Origin of the sequence: Cellulomonas sp. SLBN-39 (genome assembly GCF_006715865.1) — a bacterium.
Lineage (GTDB): Bacteria > Actinomycetota > Actinomycetes > Actinomycetales > Cellulomonadaceae > Cellulomonas.
Genome location: NZ_VFOA01000001.1, coordinates 1,843,215 through 1,862,042, shown reverse-complemented (window position 1 = coordinate 1,862,042; position 18,828 = coordinate 1,843,215). Strand labels below are relative to the sequence as shown.

Below are 18,828 nucleotides of genomic sequence, written 5' to 3'. Positions count from 1 at the left end.
GGTTCGCGATCGGCCAAACGATTAGGTGCTGCGGGGTCACCCAGGGGCGGCGTGCCGGCCTTTGGCTTAATCGATTCGAGTGCATCGCCCGGCCCGCGAGCGCGTGCCAGAGTGGGGCCCGGTCTCGCCGCGTGATCGTTCACATCGGCGGGATCTCACCGCCCAGGCACGTCACCGGTCCCGAGCACGTCCCGACCGCACGACCGCACGGCACCGGCCCGAGGTCGCGGGGCACGCCCGCCGGCGCACCGTCGCGCCCGATGGGTCGCACGTGCCGCCATCCCAGGAGGCAGACCTCATGCACAGATTCGGCCGACGGCTGCTGCTCGCCGTCACGCTCTGCGTCGCGCTGGCAGGAGGTGTCCTGGCGCCGTCCACGCCCGCGTCCGCGGAGAGCAACGGGGGCACCCGCGTGATGCCCCTGGGCGACTCGATCACGGACGGCGTCGGCATGGGCGGCGGCGGGTACCGCGTCGGGCTGTGGCAGCGGCTGGCGCAGAACGGCTACACCACGGACTTCGTGGGGTCGGGCTTCAACGGGCCGGCGAGCCTCGGGGACCACGACCACGAGGGGCACTCGGGCTGGCGGATCGACCAGATCGACGCGAACGTCGTGAGCTGGGTGCGCACGTACCAGCCGCGCACGGTGCTGCTGCACATCGGCACCAACGACATCAGCCAGAACCGCGACCTGGCGAACGCACCGGCGCGGCTCGCGGGGGTGATCGACAAGATCACCAGCACGTCCCCGCAGACCGACGTGTTCGTCGCGACCCTGATCCCGGTGTCGTACGCCGACGCCAAGGTCCGGGCCTACAACGCCGCCATCCCCGGCATCGTGTCGAGCAGGGCCGCCGCGGGGAAGAAGGTGCACCTCGTCGACATGTACAACGCGGTGAGCGTGAACGACCTGCCCGACGGCGTGCACCCCAACGCGGCGGGCTACGACAAGATGGCGGCCGCCTGGTTCACCGCGCTGCGCGCCGTGCCGGGGAGCATCGGCAACCCGGCCGGCAACCCGGGGAACTCCGGCCCGGTGGACACCGCGGCCTGGTACACGCTGGTCAACCGCAACAGCGGCAAGGCCATCGACGTCTACAACCTGTCCACCGCGGACGGCGCGCGCATCACCCAGTGGGCCCGCAACGGCGGCACGCAGCAGCAGTGGCAGTTCGTCAGCTCCGGCAACGGCTACTACCGGCTGAAGTCGCGGCTGTCCGGCAAGGTCCTCGACGTGGCCGCGAAGTCCACCGCCGACGGTGCGGCGGTCCAGCAGTGGAGCGACAACAACGGCGCCAACCAGCAGTTCAGCATCCAGACGGTCGACGGGTACGTCCAGCTGATCAACCGCAACAGCGGCAAGGCCGTCGAGGTGCAGGGCGCCTCCACCGCCGACGGCGGGAACATCGTCCAGTACACCGACTGGAACGGCACCAACCAGCAGTGGCAGCTGGTGAAGGTGGGCTGAGCCCCCTCCGCCGGGACGCCCTCCGCACCGCCCGCGACGACGGCCCGGTGCGGAGGGTGGATGCGGATATCCGCATCCACCCTCGCCTGACCGTCCTCTGCACGGATATTCGTGTCATGCTGGCTCCAGGCCAGATCGACACGGATATCAGCAAGCCGACGGAGGTGGCGATGGCGCACGAGGGCCCTGCGGCTCCCGGGCGGGGGCAGCGGCCGGAGGACCAGGCCGTCGCGCGGCTGGCGCAGCGACTGCGCGAACGCCGTCTCGCGCTGGGGATCACCCAGGCCGACCTCGCCGACCAGCTCGGGGTCACGCCGGCGTACCTGTCGCGCCTGGAGACGGGCGAGGCAACCACCCAGCTGCGTCGGCTCGTGCGCGCCCTGTCCTCCGTCGGGCTGGACCTGCTGGCCCTGCCACGCAACCACCCCGCCGCACGTGAGGAGCGCCTACGCCCGGTCGCTCCACCGCGGCACACCCGCGGCACCGACGTCGAGCAGCTGCTCGACGCGCTGGACGGGCTGGACCCGTCCCACATCGGGTCTCCCGAGCTCGCCGAACGGTTGCGGACGCTGCGCGCGCTGCTCGCGGACGCGACAGGTGGGGACGCGGACCGGGTGCGCACACTGGTCCGGCCGATCGCCAGGCTCGCGGGCAGCGACGAGGCCCTGTCGATCGCGCACCCGTCGTTGCGTCGCGTGCTGCTGCAGGTGCGCGACACGTTCCCCGAGGCGGCGGAGGCCGACGAGGGGACCGCACCGGCGCTGCCAGCCGGGCGAGGCCCCGCGTGACGGGGACGCTGCACGTCTGGTTGAACGACGTGCACGTGGCCGACCTGCTGGACGCCGGCATGGGTGCGGTCTCGGTGCGGTACACCGACGACGCGGTCGAGCGGTACGGGCCGGGGGCGATCGCCCTGTCGGTCCGGATGCCCGTCCGTCCGGAGCCGTACCCGGCGGTCGTCGCGCAGCACTGGCTCGACGGCCTGCTCCCCGAGGAGACCCTGCGCAAGGCACTCGCCGACCGGTACCGGATCGCGGAGAACGACACGACGGGCCTGCTCGGCCGGATCGGCCGCGAGTGCGCCGGCGCCGTCGTGATCACCCCGCCCGACGCCGATCCGCCCACCAGCGCCGGGGTGCACTGGTTGGACGAGGCGGCGCTGGAGCGGACCGTGGACGACCTCGCGGTCGCACCGTTCGGGGTCGGCGCCGACGAGCACGTGCGGGTGTCGCTGGGGGGCGTGCAGGAGAAGCTCGTGCTCGTGCGCGACCCGACGGGCCGGCTGGGCCTTCCGCTGGAGGCCACCCCCTCGACGCACATCCTCAAGCCGGCGCCGATCAGGGCCGACGGCGAGGAGCGGTGGCCCGGCGTCGTCCACGGGGAGCTGTTCGCGATGCGCGCGATGCGGCTGGCCGGGGTGCCGACCGCGGACGTGCAGCTCCGCCACGTCGGCGCACGTCCGGGAATCCTGGTGGAGAGGTACGACCGTCGACGCGTCGACGACCGGCTCGTCCGGATCCACCAGGAAGACATGTGCCAGGCGCTGGGCATCCCCCCGACGAGCAAGTACCAGCAGGCCCAGGACCCGATGTCGCCGTCTCTGGCAAAGATCGCCGCAGTGCTGTCGACGCACGCGGACGCCCCGGTCGAGGAGCTGCGCGCGCTCGCCGCGCTGGTGACCGGATCGCTGGTGCTGGGCAACTGCGACCAGCACGCGAAGAACATCTCGCTGCTGCTGGACCCCGAGCGGGGCGTACGGCTCGCACCGGCGTACGACGTGGTGCCGACCACCGCGCTGCCGGGGACGAGCACCGAGCTGTCGATGCGGATCGGTGGTGAAGCGTTCATCGACGACCTGTCCGGGGAGGCGCTGGTCGCCGAGCTTGGCGCCTGGGACATCGGCGAGCGGGCGGCGCGCCGGATCGTCAGCACCGCCCTCGACCGGCTGGAACCCGCGATCGAGGACGCCCGTGCACAGGTCGCGGACGAGGCCGGGGACCACCCGGTGCTCGATCTGGCCGTGCGCCAGGCGCACGAGCGGATCACGAGGATGCGGCGGTAGGCAGCGCCCGGTCCCGGCGTCGTGCCCTGGGAGACTCCCCGGCGTCGACCCGGCAGGATCAGCGCATGCGCGTCAGGGTGCTGTCCGCCGGGGCGGCCATGGTGAGGTGCGAGACGCCCGGGGGCGATCTCCGCGTCGTGTGGCGAGGTCCGGTCACGCCGGTCGTGGGTGACGACGTGGACATCGAGCTCGACGCCATCGGGTCGCTGGCGTGGGAGACGGTGGACCAGCCCGCCACCGGTGCGAGGGGCGCCACGGGTCTCGACGTCCTGGCCGGGATCCTCGAGCACGTCGACAGCGACTGCGCGGTCCTGCGGGTCGGTGACTCGATCGTTCTGCTCGAGCTGACCGGCGAGGCTCCGCCTGCCGCGCTCGGCCAACCGGTTCGAGCCCGCCCGGAGCGCTGGGAGGCGTGGCCGACGGGCGTCTGACCGGCGGTCGTCCCGCCGACCGGCGGCGCCGAGGATCGGGCCCGTCACCGCCTGGCGCACCGCGGGCAGCCTCCTCCCGCGATGATGGAGCCGTGCGATCAGACGGCATGCCGCTGCCCGACCTCCGCGAGGCCGGCGCGCTGCATGACCTCGGGGTCATCAGGACGGACCAGCTCCCCGATCTGGCCGCGCGATGGCTGGCGGCCGACGTCGTCGACAGCGAAGCCGTACGGCTGCTGGCCGGTCACGCCCGGCAGGACCCCGAGGCCATCGAGCGGCTGATGCGCGACGCGCTGCACGAGGCACAGGTCGAGCCGCTGCAGGGACCCTCGGCCGCGCGAGAGGTCGTGCTCGAGCACGTCTCGGCCCGGTGGCGTCTGGACCACGACACCCGGGGCGCGGTGGCCCTCCTCGCACGGCTCGGCGAGAGCCGGCCGGATCTGCACCTAGACGAGTTCATCGGCCTCGACGACGAATGGACCGGAGGCTGGGGGCGCCTCGCCCGGGAGGTCGAGGCCGCGGCCGAGACGACGCTCAGCCGCTCGCTGCCCGGGAGCTGACGACCCGCCGCGCCTGCCCCGCCGCATGAGGCGGCGGAGCCGCACGACGCGGAGGCGGGTTCCTCGGCACGACCGGGCTGCCGGCCGCCACCCGACACGTCGATGGCCTGTACGAGGGGTTAGGAGGGCCACGACGAGTCGAACGGCGGCTCGGCGACCGTCCAGCTGGACCCGCGGCTCCAATGGTCCCTGCTCGAGTGCTCAGCTGCCTCGACGAGACCGTCGCCGGCCTCGCGCAGGTTCACCTCGAGGTCGATCGGGCCCTCGAACGTGAGGACGAGGCCACGGTCGAGGACCTCGTCCACGGCACTCAACCGCCGACCGGTCAGCGACTGCAGCTTCGCCACGAAGCCGGCGTCCCCGTCCTCGCACGTCCCTGCGGCCTCGATGATCCGGGCCCCGGAGTAGATCACGAGATAGTCGTCGGGCCAGTCGAGCTGCAGACATCCGACGGCCGTCTCGACTCCGGTCAGGGGCACGCCGAGAACTGCGTGCAAGGACGTGGGCGCCACGACCCGCGCCTCGGGCGGCTCCACCGGGTCCAGGTCAAGCTCGGAGAACGAGGCGGCGATGAAGGTGTCCCGCTCGGACTCCGTCGCGAAGTACCGGGAACCCACCGGTGCCGAGCAGCGCAGCTCGAAGTCCGTGAGCGTCCTGCGCTCCGCCCTCGCGGAGTCCCACCAGGACTGCGTGCACGAGAGGAGCTCGACGTCGTAGGTGTCCGGTCCCCATCGCCCGCGCCCCCGAGCCGTCCGGGTCTTGACGATCTCCACCCGGCACAGTCTGACGCGTGGGAAACGGCGCGCGGGCGGCTACCGCACGAGACCATCGGCGAGCGCCACGCTGTCGAGGGAACGACGAGGGCGGAGACGCCCTCTAGTCTCGGAGACTCTGCTCGTCTCCTGAGACCCGGCACCACACACGCCGTCACGAATGACCTCTCGCCTCGACGCCTCGCTGTCCACCTTGCGCCTGGTCACGGTCCTCGACCGTGCCGGCCGTCCCTCGCTCCGGCCGTTCGTCGACGGCAGGGACCTGCTGCTCGGGTACGCGAACCCGAAGGGCCTCGACCCCGACGCCCTGCTGCCTCCGCTCTCGACCCGGCTGCTGCCGACCCGGGAGGGCGCGACGGTGGTGCTCGGGGCCTGCGCCTGCGGCGAGACGGGCTGCGGGAGCCTGAGCGCCCGAGTGCGGCGGGAGGGTGGCGACGTCGTCTGGGAGCCGCGCCGTGCGCCGGACGAGACGCTGGACGCCACGTACCGGTTCGGCCTGCAGCACTACCTCGACGCGGTCGACGACGCCACGGCCGCACGCATGGCGTACCCCGACGCGGACCCGGTCGACGACGCGACGGGCGGACCGGACGCCGTCCCGACCGGCGACGCCGTCGCCGAGGGCCTCGGCCGGCGCGTGGCCCGCGACGTCCGTCACGCCTTGCGGCTCCACGCGCAGGTCGACGCCGCCGTGTTGCTCTTCCACGTCGCCCGCATCGACTGGGTGTCGGCGTGGCCGTGGAGCAGCCCGGACGTGCGGGCGTCCGTGTCGACGAACGGCGCGCAGGAGGTGCTCACGTTCGTCGCCCAGCAGGACGAGGACGACGACGGCTTCACCCGGCGGGTGCTGAGCGAGCTCGACGCGCGCCGGATGCCCCGCTCTGCCTGGTCGTGACCAGGCGGGGGCGCCGAACGGGAGCGACGCGCGCGGGGGCGGTGACGGTCAGTCGCGGGTGGCGTCGGTGCCGAAGCCCGGTCGCTCGGAGCGGGTGTCGAGCGGTTCCAGCTCCTGGAAGACGGTGATCTGCAGGCCCGCCGGCGCCTGGAGGCGCGCGTTGAGCGACCGCCACGGCGTCTCGGTCGGCTCGGCGATCACCTCGGCGCCGGCATCGGCCAGGGCACCCGTGGTGGCGACGGCGTCGTCGACCTCGAACGCGACGCGGACGGCGGGCGCGACCTGCCGGCCGACCTCGACGTCGTCGATCATGCGCTTCTGGGCGGGGTTCGCGATCTCCAGGGTGGCGCGGCCGGCGTCGAGGATGACGACGCGGGCGTCGTCGTCCCCCTGGAAGGCCGCCTGCTCGGGGAGGCCGAGGACGTCGCGGTAGAACCGGACGGCCTCCTCGTAGTCGGCGGCCTCGACGACCAGCCGCAGCTGCCGGGCGCCGCCGGCGGGCGGCGTGGGGTGCTCACTCGTCATGCAGGCCACGCTAGGCGCCCGGCGCGGTCCGCGGGTGACGTCCGCGTGAGCCGCGGGAGGAGCACGGCAGGCCCTGGATCAGCGTGCGCCGTCCATCTCCTCGTCGTACCTGTCACGCGCCGCGTCGATGCTCGGCAGGTGCTCCGCCGCCCAGTGCAGGATCGCGTCGACCGGCGGGCGGAGCGTCTTGCCGAGGGGCGTGATCCGGTACTCCACGGCGACCGGCCGGGTGCCCAGCACGACGCGCTCGACGATGCCGTTGCGCTCCAGGCGCCGCAGCGTCGCCGTCAGCGACTTCTGCGTGACCGTGGGGATCGCCCGCCGGAGGCCGCTGAAGCGCAGCGGGCGTTCGCACAGCTCGTTGAGCACGTCGAGGGACCACTTGTCGAGCACCTGGTCGAGCAGCTCCCGGTGCGTCGCGGTGATCGTCAGCCTGCCGTGGGCTCGCGTGTCGGTATCCGTCACGACACCCAGTCTCGTTGTGGTGCCCGATCGACACAAGGTATCCATGCGATACCGAATCCCGTCGGCCGAGGAGCAGCCATGACCGTCCACCTGTCGTCCCCCGAGGGCCTGATGCAGCCCGTCCCATACCACCACGTCGCCGTCGCCACCGGCACCCGCCAGGTCCATGTGGCCGGGCAGATCGCCCGCAGCGCCGACGGCACGCCCCTCGCGCCGGGCGACCTCGCCGGGCAGGTCGCGCACGCCCTGCGCAGCACGCGCACCGCACTGGCCGGCGTGGGTGCCGGGTTCGAGGACGTCGTTCGCCTCACCTTCTTCGTGACCGGCTGGAGCCCTGACAAGATCGAGCCCTTCATGCGCGGGGTGGAGTCGGTCGCCGAGGAGATCGGCCTCCCGCTGCCGATGCCGCCCGCGTCGCTGATCGGGGTGGACGTGCTCTTCGAGCCCGACGTCCTCGTCGAGGTGGAGGCCACGGCCGTCCTCGACTGACGACAGGGCGCCGGAACAAGCCTGGCGAGCGCCCAGGACGAGGACCCGGCGCTTCCCGACGGCCGTGCCAGACGTGTCACCGCGCCGCCCCGGGCACGGACGCGAGTGACGGGTCGAGCCGGCGGGCGCTGAAGTCGGCGGTCCCGGGTGACGATGAGGTGCAGGTGACTGAGAACCGTCCTGAGGGCGCACCGCCACAGCCTGAGCGCGTGCCTCTTCGACGCGTCCTGCTCGACTCCGTGCTCGGCCGACCGGCTGACACCCCACGTCCTCGCTACCCACGGGCGCGCCGGACCAGCTGGCACAGGGTCGAGGTCACGCCCGATGCCGTCGTCTGGCGGAGCTGGAGCGGTCGCTCCCGACGTCTTGCACGATCCCAGTTCACTCGCGTCGAGCTCGTCCAGACCATCCCGATGATCGACACAGGCACCCGAGGCACCGACCTCGCCGTGGACCACCATCTCGTGATCGGGACGACGGGCGGCGTGCTCCTGCGCGTGCGGGACCCGAGCACCGACCGCGACAGCGAGATGCGCGCACGATGGTCCCCGCTCGGAGTCCCGACGGCGCGGGTCAACCTGTCGGTCAACCGGCTCAAGGACGCGCGGCGGAGGTGGCCCGAGGCGTTCTCGATCGTCACGGCGCACCCGGTGATCTGCACCGCCCTGGTGACCGGAGCCGCCATCTACGGGCTGCCGTGGCTCCTCTAGCAGCAGCACCCGCGGGGAGGGGTGGCGGGGACGGACCCTCGGCCGCCTGGACGGGAGAAACCTGGGGCGTCGCGCGCGCCGACGTCGGCACACTGGCCCCATGACCTCGGTGACGGACCTGTGGACGGGGGCGCTCGGACGCATGCAGGACGAGCATCGGGTGGTTCGGCTCACGCGCCGGATCCCCGGGGCCGACGTGCACGACGGGTACGTCGTCAGACTGGGCCGGCGGTGGCTGCTCCTCGCGCACGTCCCGGAGATCCGGGTCGACGGGTACGTCGCGCTCCGGCTGCGGGACCTCGAACGCGTCCAGGTCAGCACGTGCGACGAGACCAGCCGCAGGCTGCTGCAGAGCACCGGCGCGTGGCCGCCGGCGGGACCTGCCGCGTCGATCGCACTCGACCGCACGCGGGATCTCGTCGCGACCGCCGCCGCGCACGGCGGGCTGGTGCACGTCGAGGTCGAGCGCGTCGACCCCGACGTCGCGTTCTTCGGAGCGCCGGCGCACGGCGGCGAGGGCTCGATGGTGCTGGACGAGGTGACGCCGCAGGGCGTGCGGGACGGGACCGTGTCGCGGTGGAGGTACCGGGAGATCACGAAGGTCGCGTTCTCCGGCTCGTACGAGACCGACCTCCTGACCGCCGCAGGACCGCCGCCGACCCGCTGACCTCCGGCCGCTCGTCCCGCGTGGCGTAAAGGTTTCACGCCGCCCGCACGGGCCGGGCCGAGGGCCACACTCGGGGCGACCCGTCGCCCACCGGAGGAACCCGATGTCCACGCAGAAGACACGCCGTTCGGTCGGAGGTGTGCTCGCTCTGCTGGTCGCGGGCGCCGCGCTCGTCGCCGCGCAGGCGCCGGCGGTCGCGCTGACGCCCGGGGGCGAGGCCGGGCCGGTGACGGGCAACGCGACGTGGTTCGACAACCTCGGGTCGCCGTACGGGGGCTGCGGGCTGCCGCAGGACCAGCTCGAGACGCAGGACTGGCTCGCGCTGAACGTCTTCGACACCCCGGGCGACTACGCGATGTACCCGCGCCCGATGGCCGCCGCCGACCCGAAGGTCGGCATGTGGGACAACGGGCGCAACTGCGGCCGCTGGGTCCGGGTGTCGATCGGCGACTACTGCACGGGCCTGAACGACGGCGCCGCCGGCCAGGCGTTCTGCCGCAACGGCGCGTGGGTCGAGGACGAGTACAACGGCGCCACGCTCGACATGCTCGTCGCCGACAGCTGCGGCGACCCCAACGCGTGGTGCCGCGACGACCCGTACCACCTCGACCTGGCGCACCAGGCGATCAACCGGTTCGTGAAGGACGGCGCGCCCGTCGGCGACCTGGAGCCCGCGCACTGGGGCAACCGCCAGGTGACGTGGGAGTTCATCGAGGCGCCGGACTACTCCGGGGACATCGAGATCGGGTTCATCCAGGGCTCGGAGCGGTGGTGGGCGGGGGTGTCGATCAACCACCTGCCGAACGGCATCCACGGCGTCGAGCACCTCGCCGACGGCGCGTGGGTCACGACGCCCATGAACACCGACATGGGGCAGTCGTACCTGGTGAAGCCGACCACCGCGGGCGGCACCGACTACCGGATCCGGGTCAAAGACGTCACGGGCGCGTACGTGTTCGGCGGTCGCGAGTACGCCTTCTCGCTCCCCGCGAGCTGCAACGGCAAGTGCTCGTCGCCCCGGACGGTGGTGAGCTACACGACGACCGAGGGCGACGGCTCGACCCCCACGCCCACGCCCACCCCCACTCCCACGGTCACGCCGACAGCGACACCCACTCCGACTCCCACGCCCACGCCCAGCCCCACGCCGACCGGCGGGCCGGCCACGTGCACCGCGACCTTCCGCACCGCCAGCGTGTGGCCCGGCGGCTACCAGGGCGAGGTCACGGTCACGGCCGGCGCCACTCCCCTGACGTCGTGGACGGTCACCCTGCCGGGCACGTCGGTGAGCACCCTGTGGAACGGCGTCGCGACGACGTCCGGCGCGACCGTGACCGTGCGCAACGCGCCCTACAACGGCGCCGTGGCCGCCGGCGGGACGACGACCTTCGGGTTCATCGGCACCGGCGCACCCGGCGCGTCGGCGCTGGGCTGCGCGTCCTGACCGTCAGCCCGCCGGGGCGTGCGGATGCGCGAGCAGGTCGCGCGCCCGCGCGTACTTGGCCACCAGCCGGGCCCGGGTCTGCTCGTCGAGCAGCGCCAGGCGCTCCGGGTCGGTGTTGTCGGCCAGGTCGGCGGCCTTGACCGCGATCGCGACCGGGTGCCGGTTCACCGCCGCGAAGTAGTCGTCGACGCTCTGCCCGGGCACCTTGCTCAGCGCGACCACGGCGGTGACGACGTCGTCGGGGATGCCGGCGGCGCGCAGGTCGTCCGGGGTGACGTCGGTGTCCTCGATGACGTCGTGCAGCCACGCCGCGGCGACGACCCGCTCGTCACCTCCCGCGGCGGCGGCGTGCCCGGCGACGCGCGCCGGGTGGCCGATGTACGGGGCCCCGGCCTTGTCGACCTGGCCGCGGTGGGCCTGCGTGGCGATCCGACGTGCGGTGCTGACGAGGTCGGTCATGGGCGTCTCCTTCTCCGGGTCGCGTCCGTCCACCTCCGTGGTCGGCCCGACGGCACGGTGTCACGAAGTGGCCGGTGCGGCCCGCGGCGGGCGGTCGACCTGCAGGCTCGCCGCCACGGCGAGCACGGCCTCCGTCAGGGCCGGGACGTGCCGCACGCCCGACGTCGTGCCCGTCAGGACGGCCAGCCAGACCGAGTCCGGCACGGGCACTCCCACCTGGACGGTGTGCTGCTCGCCACCGGTCACGGTCGTGCGTCCGTGCACCGCGACGAGCCCGGGTCCCAGCCCCGTGGCGACGGGTTCCCCCTCCCGCAGCACGAGGCGTGCGAGGTCGAGGTCGGCGCGTACCGGGGCGGTACGCATCCAGGTCAGGCTGATCGCCGAGACCTCGGGCTCCTCGTCCGACGCGGCTGCAGCGGGCAGGCGCAACAGGGTGGCGACGGCGCCGGTGGCCGCGCTGGCCCGCGCGATGCCGTGCAGCAGGTGGCCCAGGCCCCCACGGCGCCGGTCGTCGAGCTCCTGCCACAGCGGGGTCCGCGCGACCAGGGCAAGCAGGTCGTCCGCCAGGGACGGGGCGTCGCCGCGCAGCGCCTGCCACCCCGCCGGCGCCCGCACGGTGAACCCGAAGGGTGGTCGCGCCGCGGTGCCGACGGGCGTCGTCGGTCGCGACGGACGGCGGGCGGTGGTCACGACGCGCAGCCTAACCACGCCCTCCCGTGGCGTGCGGCGCCTCGTGCGCTGCTGTGGATGTCCCGACCGGGCAGCGCGGGCGCCGGGTATGTTCCCCCGGGTCGGTCGAGCAGCGGGAGGGTCACCATGGCGTCGGTCGAGGCCGCCGAGCGTCGCGTCGACGAGCTGCGGGCGCTGCTGTCCGCGGTGCGCGCCGCCCGCGCCGACGTGCCCTCGTTGCGGCGGGCGACCTCGGCGGTGGGGGCACCGGGCAGCTGGACCGGTACGGCCGCGCACCGCCTGCACCACGACGAGCTGATCCCGGTCGGCGCGCAGCTGGACGCCGGGCTGGAGCGCGCTGAGCAGGCCGTGCTGGACGACCTCCAGCACGCCGAGCGTGCGCTGGGACGCGCGCAGGACGAGCAGGACGCCGAGCGCAGGGCCGGGCGATGACGCGGGTCGTGGAGGTCAGCGCCGAGGCGGTCGCCGGCGTGCGCGGCGACGTGGCCGCGGTGCGCGACACGGTCGACGCGGACTGGGCCTCGTTGCGGTCCCGGGCGCTGGCGCTGGGCGTGCCGACGTCGGGGTTCGACGACGTGCTGGGCGCCGGGGACCGCCTGGGCACCCACGTGCTGCCGGTGGTCGAGACCCACCTGGACCGGGCGCGGGCGCTGGAGGACCTGCGCTACGGCGGCGCCCTGGGTCGGCCACTGCCGGTGCTGGACGTGGACCCCGCCCCGGTCGCCCTGCCGTTCGGGACCGCACCGTTCGACGACGGTGGCACGACCCTGACCTGGGCCGCGACCAGCCCCGGCGACATCGCCGCCGACGAGCAGGCCGCCGCGGACTCGCGCGGGATCGGCGACTGGTTCTCCGACCGGTGGGACGACGTGTCCGGCGCGGTCGCCGACGGTGCGGACTGGGTCGCCGACACCGCCGGGCAGGCGTGGCAGACGGTCACCGAGGCCGGCGCCGCGATCGGCGACTGGTGGGAGACGACCACCGCGGACCTCGGCTCGTGGATCGACGAGAACCTGGCCAACGTCCGTGAGCTCGTCGGCCGGCACGTCGCGGGCTTCCGCTTCCTGGCCGACGCCCTCCAGATCGTCGGGTGGGTCCTGGTCGCGGTCGGGGCGGTCCTGACGGTCGTCCTCGGCGTCGTCGGCGCACTCGGCGGCTTCGCGGCGGGAACCCTGCTCGGCGGGGTCGCCGGAGTACCCGGCGGGGTCGCCGGCGCAGCCGCCGGGGCCACGTTCGGCCTGAAGATCCTCGGCGTCGGGTTCACCCTCGTCTCGGTCGGGGACTTCCTCGACGTCGTCGCCGACTGGGGCGAGGGCACGATCGACGGCCAGGACCTCGTCCGGCTCGGCACCCTCGAGCTCGGCCTGGCCGCGACCTCCCTGCTCGGCGTCGGCGTCGTCGGCAAGATCCTCCAGAAGGCCGTCAAGCACCTACCCGCATCCTGGCGACGCCGACTCGACGACTGGTTGTCCTCGCGCGGTGGCGCTCCGCATCAGTCGGAGTGGGTCGGGCCCAACGGGCTCCGACTCTCCGGCGACGAGGTAGCTGCAGTCGACGATCTTCTCGGCTCTGCTGCTCAGCACGAACCGACGATCACGGCTGACCTGCAACGCATGCTGAGTGGCGTCGACGGTGCGACCATGCCGGGACTTGAGTTCCGGTTGAAGGGTGAGGACTCTCTCTACCGAAAGATCGCGACGGACCTGGCGGACGACGCACCGCCCCGAGACGTCGCCGGGGCGGTCGCCCGGATCAAGGACGCGGTCCGATACACGGCGCAGGTTCCCGACGAGCACTTCGCACAAGGAGTCGACGATGTGACCGATCAGCTCACAGAGGCAGGCTTCACACCCGTCTCGTGGAAGAACACGTTCGGCCAACCGGGCTACCAGGGAATCAACAGTGCCTGGCGGTCACCCGACGGGCAGGTGTTCGAGCTGCAGTTCCACACTCCGACAAGCTTCGACGTGAAGATGCGCGGGCACGACCTGTACGAGCAGCTCCGGCTCCCGAACCTGAGCGCGCACGACCGAGCGCGGCTGGAGGCAGAGATGCAGCGGCTCTTCGACACAGTCCCGACCCCGCCCGACGCACGCACGATCACTGCACCGGAGATCCCATGACATCCGAGACCGAGTACTTCGCCGTGCTGTGGGACGGAGACGACAACGATCGTCCTCGCGCTGTCATCCGCAGGCGCGGGACGCCTGACGGGATGGAGGAGGAGATCCTCCGCGCTGACGGGACGTGGGAGAGCACGGGGATTCTCGCGCTCGTGCGGCTCAACATGTACGAGAAGGACGTCCAGCCGATCACCCCCACGGCGGCGCTCGACTTCGAACGACGAGTGCTGTCACGCCATGCCGACGAAGCGTGAACGATGCGCGCGAGGAGAAGCCGTGGCCGCACCTCTTGCCGCACCAAACGACGACCATCTCGCGTCGCTCGGCCTGGAGCCCGAGGAAGGCGAGGAGCCGTGGGTGCGCTCGGTCACCTTCGACGGCACGAGCAGCGGGACCGTGACCGTGACCTGGGACACGGTCGCCGCGTCGGCGCACCTCGTCTGGGAGCTGGGCTCGGACGTCCTCGTCGAGATCAGCCGAGAGACGGTCGACAGCGTGAAGGTGGACTCGCAGGGCGACGGACACCACGTGACGATCACGTCGCACAGCGACGGCGTCACGGGCACGCTCAGCGCCACGGTGACGCCGGCGGGCGTGCGGCTCCACGACAGCCTGCTCAGGTCGTGACGGCCGTAGCCGCGGTCCGCCCACAGGCGACTCCCCACCGCGTCGTAGCTCTGCGATGACAGTCCTCGACCCGGGCCTCGCCGCACTCGCCCACGAGGCGGGGCTGGTCTGGCAGGTCGAGCCCGATCACCGCCTGCTGGTGGGCGAGTCGGAGGTCCAGTTGTTCGTGCTCCAGGAGGGCGAGGACCTCGTCGTCGAACGCGTCAGCCGCGGCGCTCCTGCCGGCACGCAGCTACGGACGCGTGAGCGTGCCGCGATCGAGCGATATCTCGTCGCCTGGATCGGCGACGCATGGCGCGAGAGCCGGCACATGCCGCGAGCCCTTGTCGACGCCTCGACGACGGCGCGCGACGCCGCGGTCGTCCAGGGGGAGAACTGGGACGCGACGCTCACCTGGACGCAGGACGGACGCACCTGCACCGCCACGCACCTGAACGTGGGCGCAGCTCGCCGCCTGGCGGCGCTGCTCGCGCACGACCTGGACACCTTGGTCGCCTCTTACCGTGAACCTGCGGGACGCCCCGCACTCGCGACCGCATGAGAGAGCCGGCTGGGGCCGAGGCGTCACCGGCTGTGGTGGGCGAAGCCGGGGTCGAGAGGCATGCTGACGACATGGGCGAGGAGCTGTCATGAAGTCCGCCTACCTGGTCTCGACGGAGGACTCGTTCGAGGAGGACCTGTGGCGTGCCGCGGCGACCCTGGGTGCGGACGTGCGGGAGCACGCCGCGCAGCTCCGTGACGACCAGGGCCGGTTGGTGACGATCTTCGGTCAGCTGGACCCGAAGCACGCCGCCGACTGGCGGGAAGGACCGTTCGAGCACCGCGGGCCCGGCCCCGCGCCCGACCTGAGCGCCGCGGTCGCCGTCTCGGTGGAGTGCCGGTGGGAGGACCTGTTTGCGTCATCGGTCGCCAGGATGGCAGCGCTCCTGCCCTACCAGGCCTGGGTCGTCGACGACGGCGGCGTGGTGTGGCCCGCCGCGGACGTCGATCCCGCCGGGGTCCGGCTGTGACCCACCGGAGCGCACGGTGACCGTGCCACGTCTCGACCCACGGACCGTCGACTTCGTGATGTCCGTGCCGTGCGGGGTGGACGTCGACGGCGATGTGCTCGTCGTGGGAGACGGCGAGCAGGACCATCACGTCGCACGTGACGGCGAGGTCCTGGTGGTCCGACGGGTCGTGCGCGGGGCGCCCCGCGACGCCGTGGTGCTCACCTCGGACGGGCACGTGCTGGACGCCTTCGTCGTCGTCACCCTCGCGAACGCGTGGCGGGACGGCCACGGTCTCGCGCTCCTGGACCTGTGGGCGGGAACGGTGAACGCCGCGGCGGGTGACCTCGCGTTGGTCGAGCGGCCCGACGGGTGGGCCCTCGTCGACGCGTCAGGTGCTGGGCGCCTCGTGGCCAGCGGCATGAGGCGCCACCATGCCGCACGGCTCGCGCGGGCTCTCACACTCCCGCTGGACACGCTCGTCGACGCGGTGCAGGACCCCGAGGGCGGCGGCTTCTACGCGCTGGCGCCGCCGCGCGGAGGGCCGGCCTGACGCCGGGCCCGGCTCGTCGTCGGTCGGGTGCATAGTGTGGCCATGGAGCCGCAGCCCGTGACCGTGACGGCGCCGGAGATGGCCGGTCGGCCGATCATGGGCCAGTGGTGGCGCGACCTGACGTTCGTGCACTGGCGGGTCGCGCCCGAGGTCGTCGCCCCGTTCATGCCGCCCGGCACGCGGCCGGACGTGCACGACGGGTCGAGCTGGGTGGGGCTCGTGCCGTTCCGCATGGTCGGCGCCGGTGCCGCGCGCGGGCCCGGGCTGCCGTGGGTCGGCACGTTCCCCGAGACGAACGTCCGCCTCTACTCGGTCGACGAGCAGGGCCGCCGGGGCGTCGTCTTCCTGACGCTGGAGGCGTCCCGGCTGGCGTTCGTGCTGGGGGCGCGCGGGGTGTTCGCGCTGCCGTACACGTGGGCGCGGATGCGGGTGACCGAGGCCGACGGCGTGATCACCTACTCGTCGCGGCGGCGGTGGCCCGGGCCGCGGGACGCGTCGACGCACGTCGTGGTGCGACCGGGCGAGCCGCTGCCGCCCGGCGACCCGCTGGCGGAGTTCCTCACCGCGCGCTGGGGGCTGCACACACGTGCGTTCGGCCGCACGCTCTACCTGCGCAACCGGCACGAGACGTGGCCGCTGCTCACCGCCGAGCTGCTCACGCTGGACGACCGGCTCGTCGCCGCGTGCGGGCTGCCGGGGACCGCGGTCCGGCCGCCGGACTCGGTGCTGTTCTCCCGCGGCGTCCGCACGGAGTTCGGCCCGCCGGTCGACGCGCGGACGCCCCTGGCCACCTGACCGCAGCGCATGGCCGACCGCCGGGCCGGTGATCAGCGCCGGGCGGTCACGACGCGGACATGCGGAAGACCGGCCAGCCGATCTCGGTGCGCCATGCCGACGGGTCCGGGGTGTCCCGCGGGCCGACGAGGTACGTCTCCCGCACGGGCCCGGCCACGGCGAGCGTGTTGGCCACCACCCACGCGCCGAGCTCGCCGTAGGTCACGTCGATGTCGTCGTGCTCGCCGACGTGGGTCGTGACGGCGAGCTCCACGGCCGGGAGCGTCGTGGGGTGGACGCGCCCGACGCGCGGCGGCCGGGCGGTGGGCCGGTAGACGAGCACGTGGCCCCGGCCGTCCTCGAACAGCGCGTTGTCGTACAAGCCGCCCGGGGCGCCGGTCGGGGCGTCGACCGCGACGTCCAGCTCGGCCATCGCGCCGGCGTACCAGGCGAGGACGTCGTCGTGGGCGACGTGGCCCGCGACCGCCGCCACCTCGGTGGCAGGGACCGGGCGCAGCTCGACGCGGAGCGGCGCGGGCTCCGGCTGCAGCAGGCGCCGCAGCGAGGTGACGGCCGCGCGCGTGCGGTCCAGCTCGTGCTCCAGCCGTCGCAGGTGGTCGGCGACCAGCCCGGCACGGGTCGCCGGGTCCGGGGACCGCAGGATCTGCGCGATCTCGGCCAGCGGCACGTCGAGCTCCCGCAGGCGGTGGATGACCTGGGCGGTCGGGATCTGGTCCGGGCTGTACGCGCGGTAGCCGGTCTCGGCGTCGACGGCGGCCGGCTCGAGCAGCCCCGCGTCGTGGTACCGCCGCAGCGTGCGCACGCTGAGGTGCGTCAGGCGCGAGAACTCTCCGATGGCCAGCACCCACCCATCGTGCCCCCTCCCCCGGGGGGAGGGTCCACCGCTTGACCCTCCCCGCCGGGGACGCCCCAGCCTCGACGCATGACCGCACCGACGCCCGTCCGGCCCGACGACCTGCCCGCCACCGTCCGCGACTACCTCGCCGCGCACGCCGCACGCGACACCGAGGCCGCCCTGCGCGTCTTCACGCCGACCGCCGTGGTCGTCGACGACGGCACGACCTACCAGGGCACCGACGAGGTCCGGCGCTTCCTGTCCCGCGCGGGCAGCGAGTTCACCTACACGACCGAGCTCGTCGGCGCCGTGCGCGTCGACGGAACGCACTGGCTCGTGACGTACCACCTCGAGGGCGACTTCCCCGGCGGCGTGGTCGACCTCGGCTACCGCTTCACCATGCACGACGACCTGGTCGCCGAGCTCGTCATCGCCCCCTGACCCCCGCACCACCACACCCGGGCGTCCCCGCCCGTCCCGACCGAGAGGACCACCCCATGACCAGCGCAACCACCTCCCCCGCGGGGGCCGCACCCGGCACCCTGCCCACCGTCGTGCTCGTGCACGGCGCCTTCGCCGACTCGTCGAGCTGGAACGGCGTCGTCACCCGGCTGCGGACGGCCGGGTTCCCCGTCGTCGCGGCGGCCAACCCGCTGCGCTCGCTGCACGACGACGCGGCGTACCTGCGCGCCGTCCTCGATGACCTCGACGGCCCGGTCGTCCTGGCCGGGCACTCCTACGGCGGCAGCGTGATGAGCGAGGCCGCCCACGGGCACCCGCAGGTCAAGGCCCTGGTGTTCGTCGCGAGCTTCCTGCTCGCCGAGGGCGAGAGCACCGCCGACCTCGCCGGGAAGTACCCGGGCAACGAGCTGGGCCCGGCCCTGCACGCGGTGCCCGTGCCCGGCCCCGACGGCACGACCGTCGAGGATCTCGTCATCCAGCCCGACAGGTTCCACGCCGTCTTCGCGGCGGACGTCCCCGCCGACGTGGCGGCGCTCATGGCGGTCACGCAGCGACCGATCCTCGGCGGGGCGCTCGCCGGAGCGGCGACGCGGGCGGCGTGGCGGACGACCCCGTCGTGGACCCTCGTCACCCTCCAGGACCTCGCCGTGCCCGCCGCGGCGCAGCGGTTCATGGCCGAGCGCGCGTCGTCCCACGTCGTGGAGGTCGACGCCTCGCACGCGGTCACGGTCTCGCGCCCCGACGTCGTCGCGAGCCTGATCGAGGAGGCGACCCACGCCACGGCATGACGACGTGCCAGGGTGGCG

At 73.5% G+C, this 18,828-nt stretch carries 26 protein-coding genes; 20 read left to right on the top strand and 6 right to left on the bottom strand.

What is annotated here, in order from left to right; all coding sequences use genetic code 11:
- Positions 1-298 precede the first annotated feature (298 nt).
- The 5 genes from FBY24_RS08695 to FBY24_RS08675 all read left to right on the top strand — a co-directional run bounded on the left by FBY24_RS08695 (position 299) and on the right by FBY24_RS08675 (position 4,521).
- Positions 299-1,468 carry an RICIN domain-containing protein gene (locus tag FBY24_RS08695; RefSeq protein WP_142159835.1) on the top strand — a complete coding sequence of 390 codons (1,170 nt, stop codon included), beginning with the start codon at positions 299-301 and terminating at the stop codon, positions 1,466-1,468.
- Positions 1,469-1,584: 116 nt separating this feature from the next.
- Positions 1,585-2,256: a helix-turn-helix transcriptional regulator gene (locus FBY24_RS08690; RefSeq protein WP_142159833.1), complete on the top strand. Its 672-nt coding sequence runs from the start codon at positions 1,585-1,587 to the stop codon at positions 2,254-2,256.
- Positions 2,253-3,530, top strand: coding sequence for a HipA domain-containing protein (locus tag FBY24_RS08685; protein WP_142159831.1), 1,278 nt, complete (start codon positions 2,253-2,255; stop codon positions 3,528-3,530). Before FBY24_RS08690 ends, FBY24_RS08685 begins: the two co-directional genes overlap by 4 nt.
- Before the next feature lie 164 nt (positions 3,531-3,694).
- Positions 3,695-3,961: a hypothetical protein gene (locus FBY24_RS08680; RefSeq protein ID WP_142159829.1), complete on the top strand. Its 267-nt coding sequence runs from the start codon at positions 3,695-3,697 to the stop codon at positions 3,959-3,961.
- 107 nt (positions 3,962-4,068) lie between these two features.
- On the top strand, positions 4,069-4,521 hold the full coding sequence (locus FBY24_RS08675) for a hypothetical protein (protein WP_142159827.1): 453 nt from the start codon (positions 4,069-4,071) through the stop codon (positions 4,519-4,521).
- Positions 4,522-4,640: 119 nt separating this feature from the next.
- On the opposite strand, the gene FBY24_RS08670 is transcribed toward FBY24_RS08675, so the two are convergent.
- Positions 4,641-5,294, bottom strand: a complete 654-nt coding sequence (locus FBY24_RS08670) for a hypothetical protein (RefSeq protein ID WP_142159824.1) — start codon at positions 5,292-5,294, stop codon at positions 4,641-4,643.
- A 160-nt stretch (positions 5,295-5,454) separates the two neighbouring features.
- Between FBY24_RS08670 and FBY24_RS08665 the strand changes: the two genes are divergently transcribed.
- On the top strand, positions 5,455-6,189 hold the full coding sequence (locus FBY24_RS08665; protein WP_142159822.1) for a hypothetical protein: 735 nt from the start codon (positions 5,455-5,457) through the stop codon (positions 6,187-6,189).
- A 48-nt stretch (positions 6,190-6,237) separates the two neighbouring features.
- On the opposite strand, the gene FBY24_RS08660 is transcribed toward FBY24_RS08665, so the two are convergent.
- Positions 6,238-6,714, bottom strand: a complete 477-nt coding sequence (locus FBY24_RS08660; protein ID WP_142159820.1) for a VOC family protein — start codon at positions 6,712-6,714, stop codon at positions 6,238-6,240.
- Between the two features lie 78 nt (positions 6,715-6,792).
- Positions 6,793-7,179, bottom strand: a complete 387-nt coding sequence (locus FBY24_RS08655) for a helix-turn-helix domain-containing protein (RefSeq protein ID WP_142159818.1) — start codon at positions 7,177-7,179, stop codon at positions 6,793-6,795.
- A 78-nt stretch (positions 7,180-7,257) separates the two neighbouring features.
- Here FBY24_RS08655 and FBY24_RS08650 point away from each other — a divergent pair, with 78 nt between their 5' ends.
- From FBY24_RS08650 to FBY24_RS08635, 4 genes are all read left to right on the top strand, one after another.
- Positions 7,258-7,668, top strand: coding sequence for a Rid family hydrolase (locus FBY24_RS08650; protein ID WP_142159816.1), 411 nt, complete (start codon positions 7,258-7,260; stop codon positions 7,666-7,668).
- A gap of 413 nt (positions 7,669-8,081) precedes the next feature.
- A complete protein-coding gene (locus FBY24_RS08645) occupies positions 8,082-8,378 on the top strand; it encodes a hypothetical protein (protein ID WP_142159814.1) in 297 nt (98 codons plus the stop codon).
- Between the two features lie 100 nt (positions 8,379-8,478).
- Complete coding sequence (locus FBY24_RS08640) at positions 8,479-9,045, top strand: hypothetical protein (protein WP_142159812.1); 567 nt, start codon at positions 8,479-8,481, stop codon at positions 9,043-9,045.
- Between the two features lie 139 nt (positions 9,046-9,184).
- On the top strand, positions 9,185-10,489 hold the full coding sequence (locus FBY24_RS08635) for a cellulose binding domain-containing protein (RefSeq protein WP_255432305.1): 1,305 nt from the start codon (positions 9,185-9,187) through the stop codon (positions 10,487-10,489).
- Between the two features lie 3 nt (positions 10,490-10,492).
- Here the strand turns inward: FBY24_RS08635 and FBY24_RS08630 are convergent, their stop codons facing one another.
- A complete protein-coding gene (locus tag FBY24_RS08630) occupies positions 10,493-10,948 on the bottom strand; it encodes an HD domain-containing protein (protein WP_142159808.1) in 456 nt (151 codons plus the stop codon).
- Positions 10,949-11,008: 60 nt separating this feature from the next.
- On the bottom strand, positions 11,009-11,638 hold the full coding sequence (locus FBY24_RS08625) for a hypothetical protein (protein WP_142159806.1): 630 nt from the start codon (positions 11,636-11,638) through the stop codon (positions 11,009-11,011).
- 126 nt (positions 11,639-11,764) lie between these two features.
- Here FBY24_RS08625 and FBY24_RS08620 point away from each other — a divergent pair, with 126 nt between their 5' ends.
- From FBY24_RS08620 to FBY24_RS08585, 8 genes are all read left to right on the top strand, one after another.
- Positions 11,765-12,070 (top strand): hypothetical protein, encoded by a 306-nt coding sequence (locus FBY24_RS08620; RefSeq protein WP_142159804.1) that lies wholly within the window; start codon positions 11,765-11,767, stop codon positions 12,068-12,070.
- Positions 12,067-13,761 (top strand): hypothetical protein, encoded by a 1,695-nt coding sequence (locus FBY24_RS08615; RefSeq protein ID WP_142159802.1) that lies wholly within the window; start codon positions 12,067-12,069, stop codon positions 13,759-13,761. The genes FBY24_RS08620 and FBY24_RS08615 overlap by 4 nt, the downstream gene beginning before the upstream one ends.
- The gene (locus tag FBY24_RS08610) at positions 13,758-14,015 is read left to right on the top strand and encodes a hypothetical protein (RefSeq protein WP_142159800.1); all 258 of its coding nucleotides are present in this window, start codon (positions 13,758-13,760) and stop codon (positions 14,013-14,015) included. Before FBY24_RS08615 ends, FBY24_RS08610 begins: the two co-directional genes overlap by 4 nt.
- Before the next feature lie 22 nt (positions 14,016-14,037).
- A complete protein-coding gene (locus tag FBY24_RS08605; RefSeq protein ID WP_142159798.1) occupies positions 14,038-14,388 on the top strand; it encodes a hypothetical protein in 351 nt (116 codons plus the stop codon).
- A 55-nt stretch (positions 14,389-14,443) separates the two neighbouring features.
- Entirely contained in the window at positions 14,444-14,929 is a 486-nt protein-coding gene (locus FBY24_RS08600) for a hypothetical protein (protein ID WP_142159796.1), read from the top strand.
- Positions 14,930-15,017: 88 nt separating this feature from the next.
- The gene (locus FBY24_RS08595; protein ID WP_142159794.1) at positions 15,018-15,398 is read left to right on the top strand and encodes a hypothetical protein; all 381 of its coding nucleotides are present in this window, start codon (positions 15,018-15,020) and stop codon (positions 15,396-15,398) included.
- A gap of 16 nt (positions 15,399-15,414) precedes the next feature.
- A complete protein-coding gene (locus FBY24_RS08590) occupies positions 15,415-15,930 on the top strand; it encodes a hypothetical protein (RefSeq protein ID WP_142159792.1) in 516 nt (171 codons plus the stop codon).
- Positions 15,931-15,972: 42 nt separating this feature from the next.
- Positions 15,973-16,725, top strand: a complete 753-nt coding sequence (locus tag FBY24_RS08585; protein ID WP_142159790.1) for a YqjF family protein — start codon at positions 15,973-15,975, stop codon at positions 16,723-16,725.
- Positions 16,726-16,771: 46 nt separating this feature from the next.
- Here FBY24_RS08585 and FBY24_RS08580 read toward each other — a convergent pair whose 3' ends face one another.
- Positions 16,772-17,569: a MerR family transcriptional regulator gene (locus tag FBY24_RS08580; RefSeq protein ID WP_142159788.1), complete on the bottom strand. Its 798-nt coding sequence runs from the start codon at positions 17,567-17,569 to the stop codon at positions 16,772-16,774.
- Between the two features lie 78 nt (positions 17,570-17,647).
- Here FBY24_RS08580 and FBY24_RS08575 point away from each other — a divergent pair, with 78 nt between their 5' ends.
- Both FBY24_RS08575 and FBY24_RS08570 read left to right on the top strand, forming a co-directional pair.
- Positions 17,648-18,001 (top strand): nuclear transport factor 2 family protein, encoded by a 354-nt coding sequence (locus FBY24_RS08575; protein WP_142159786.1) that lies wholly within the window; start codon positions 17,648-17,650, stop codon positions 17,999-18,001.
- A gap of 56 nt (positions 18,002-18,057) precedes the next feature.
- Positions 18,058-18,810 carry an alpha/beta fold hydrolase gene (locus FBY24_RS08570; RefSeq protein ID WP_142159784.1) on the top strand — a complete coding sequence of 251 codons (753 nt, stop codon included), beginning with the start codon at positions 18,058-18,060 and terminating at the stop codon, positions 18,808-18,810.
- The last annotated feature ends 18 nt before the right edge of the window (positions 18,811-18,828 follow it).

Excerpts from the sequence above, each read along its gene's own strand:
- FBY24_RS08690 (WP_142159833.1), top strand. The coding sequence starts at position 1,585 with ATGCTGGCTCCAGGCCAGATCGACACGGATATCAGCAAGCCGACGGAG.
- FBY24_RS08660 (WP_142159820.1), bottom strand. The coding sequence starts at position 6,714 with ATGACGAGTGAGCACCCCACGCCGCCCGCCGGCGGCGCCCGGCAGCTG.
- FBY24_RS08640 (WP_142159812.1), top strand. The coding sequence starts at position 8,479 with ATGACCTCGGTGACGGACCTGTGGACGGGGGCGCTCGGACGCATGCAG.
- FBY24_RS08615 (WP_142159802.1), top strand. The coding sequence starts at position 12,067 with ATGACGCGGGTCGTGGAGGTCAGCGCCGAGGCGGTCGCCGGCGTGCGC.
- FBY24_RS08585 (WP_142159790.1), top strand. The coding sequence starts at position 15,973 with ATGGAGCCGCAGCCCGTGACCGTGACGGCGCCGGAGATGGCCGGTCGG.
- FBY24_RS08600 (WP_142159796.1), top strand. The coding sequence starts at position 14,444 with ATGACAGTCCTCGACCCGGGCCTCGCCGCACTCGCCCACGAGGCGGGG.
- FBY24_RS08570 (WP_142159784.1), top strand. The coding sequence starts at position 18,058 with ATGACCAGCGCAACCACCTCCCCCGCGGGGGCCGCACCCGGCACCCTG.
- FBY24_RS08610 (WP_142159800.1), top strand. The coding sequence starts at position 13,758 with ATGACATCCGAGACCGAGTACTTCGCCGTGCTGTGGGACGGAGACGAC.
- FBY24_RS08650 (WP_142159816.1), top strand. The coding sequence starts at position 7,258 with ATGACCGTCCACCTGTCGTCCCCCGAGGGCCTGATGCAGCCCGTCCCA.
- FBY24_RS08665 (WP_142159822.1), top strand. The coding sequence starts at position 5,455 with ATGACCTCTCGCCTCGACGCCTCGCTGTCCACCTTGCGCCTGGTCACG.
- FBY24_RS08575 (WP_142159786.1), top strand. The coding sequence starts at position 17,648 with ATGACCGCACCGACGCCCGTCCGGCCCGACGACCTGCCCGCCACCGTC.
- FBY24_RS08620 (WP_142159804.1), top strand. The coding sequence starts at position 11,765 with ATGGCGTCGGTCGAGGCCGCCGAGCGTCGCGTCGACGAGCTGCGGGCG.
- FBY24_RS08630 (WP_142159808.1), bottom strand. The coding sequence starts at position 10,948 with ATGACCGACCTCGTCAGCACCGCACGTCGGATCGCCACGCAGGCCCAC.
- FBY24_RS08595 (WP_142159794.1), top strand. The coding sequence starts at position 15,018 with ATGAAGTCCGCCTACCTGGTCTCGACGGAGGACTCGTTCGAGGAGGAC.
- FBY24_RS08695 (WP_142159835.1), top strand. The coding sequence starts at position 299 with ATGCACAGATTCGGCCGACGGCTGCTGCTCGCCGTCACGCTCTGCGTC.
- FBY24_RS08645 (WP_142159814.1), top strand. The coding sequence starts at position 8,082 with ATGATCGACACAGGCACCCGAGGCACCGACCTCGCCGTGGACCACCAT.
- FBY24_RS08675 (WP_142159827.1), top strand. The coding sequence starts at position 4,069 with ATGCCGCTGCCCGACCTCCGCGAGGCCGGCGCGCTGCATGACCTCGGG.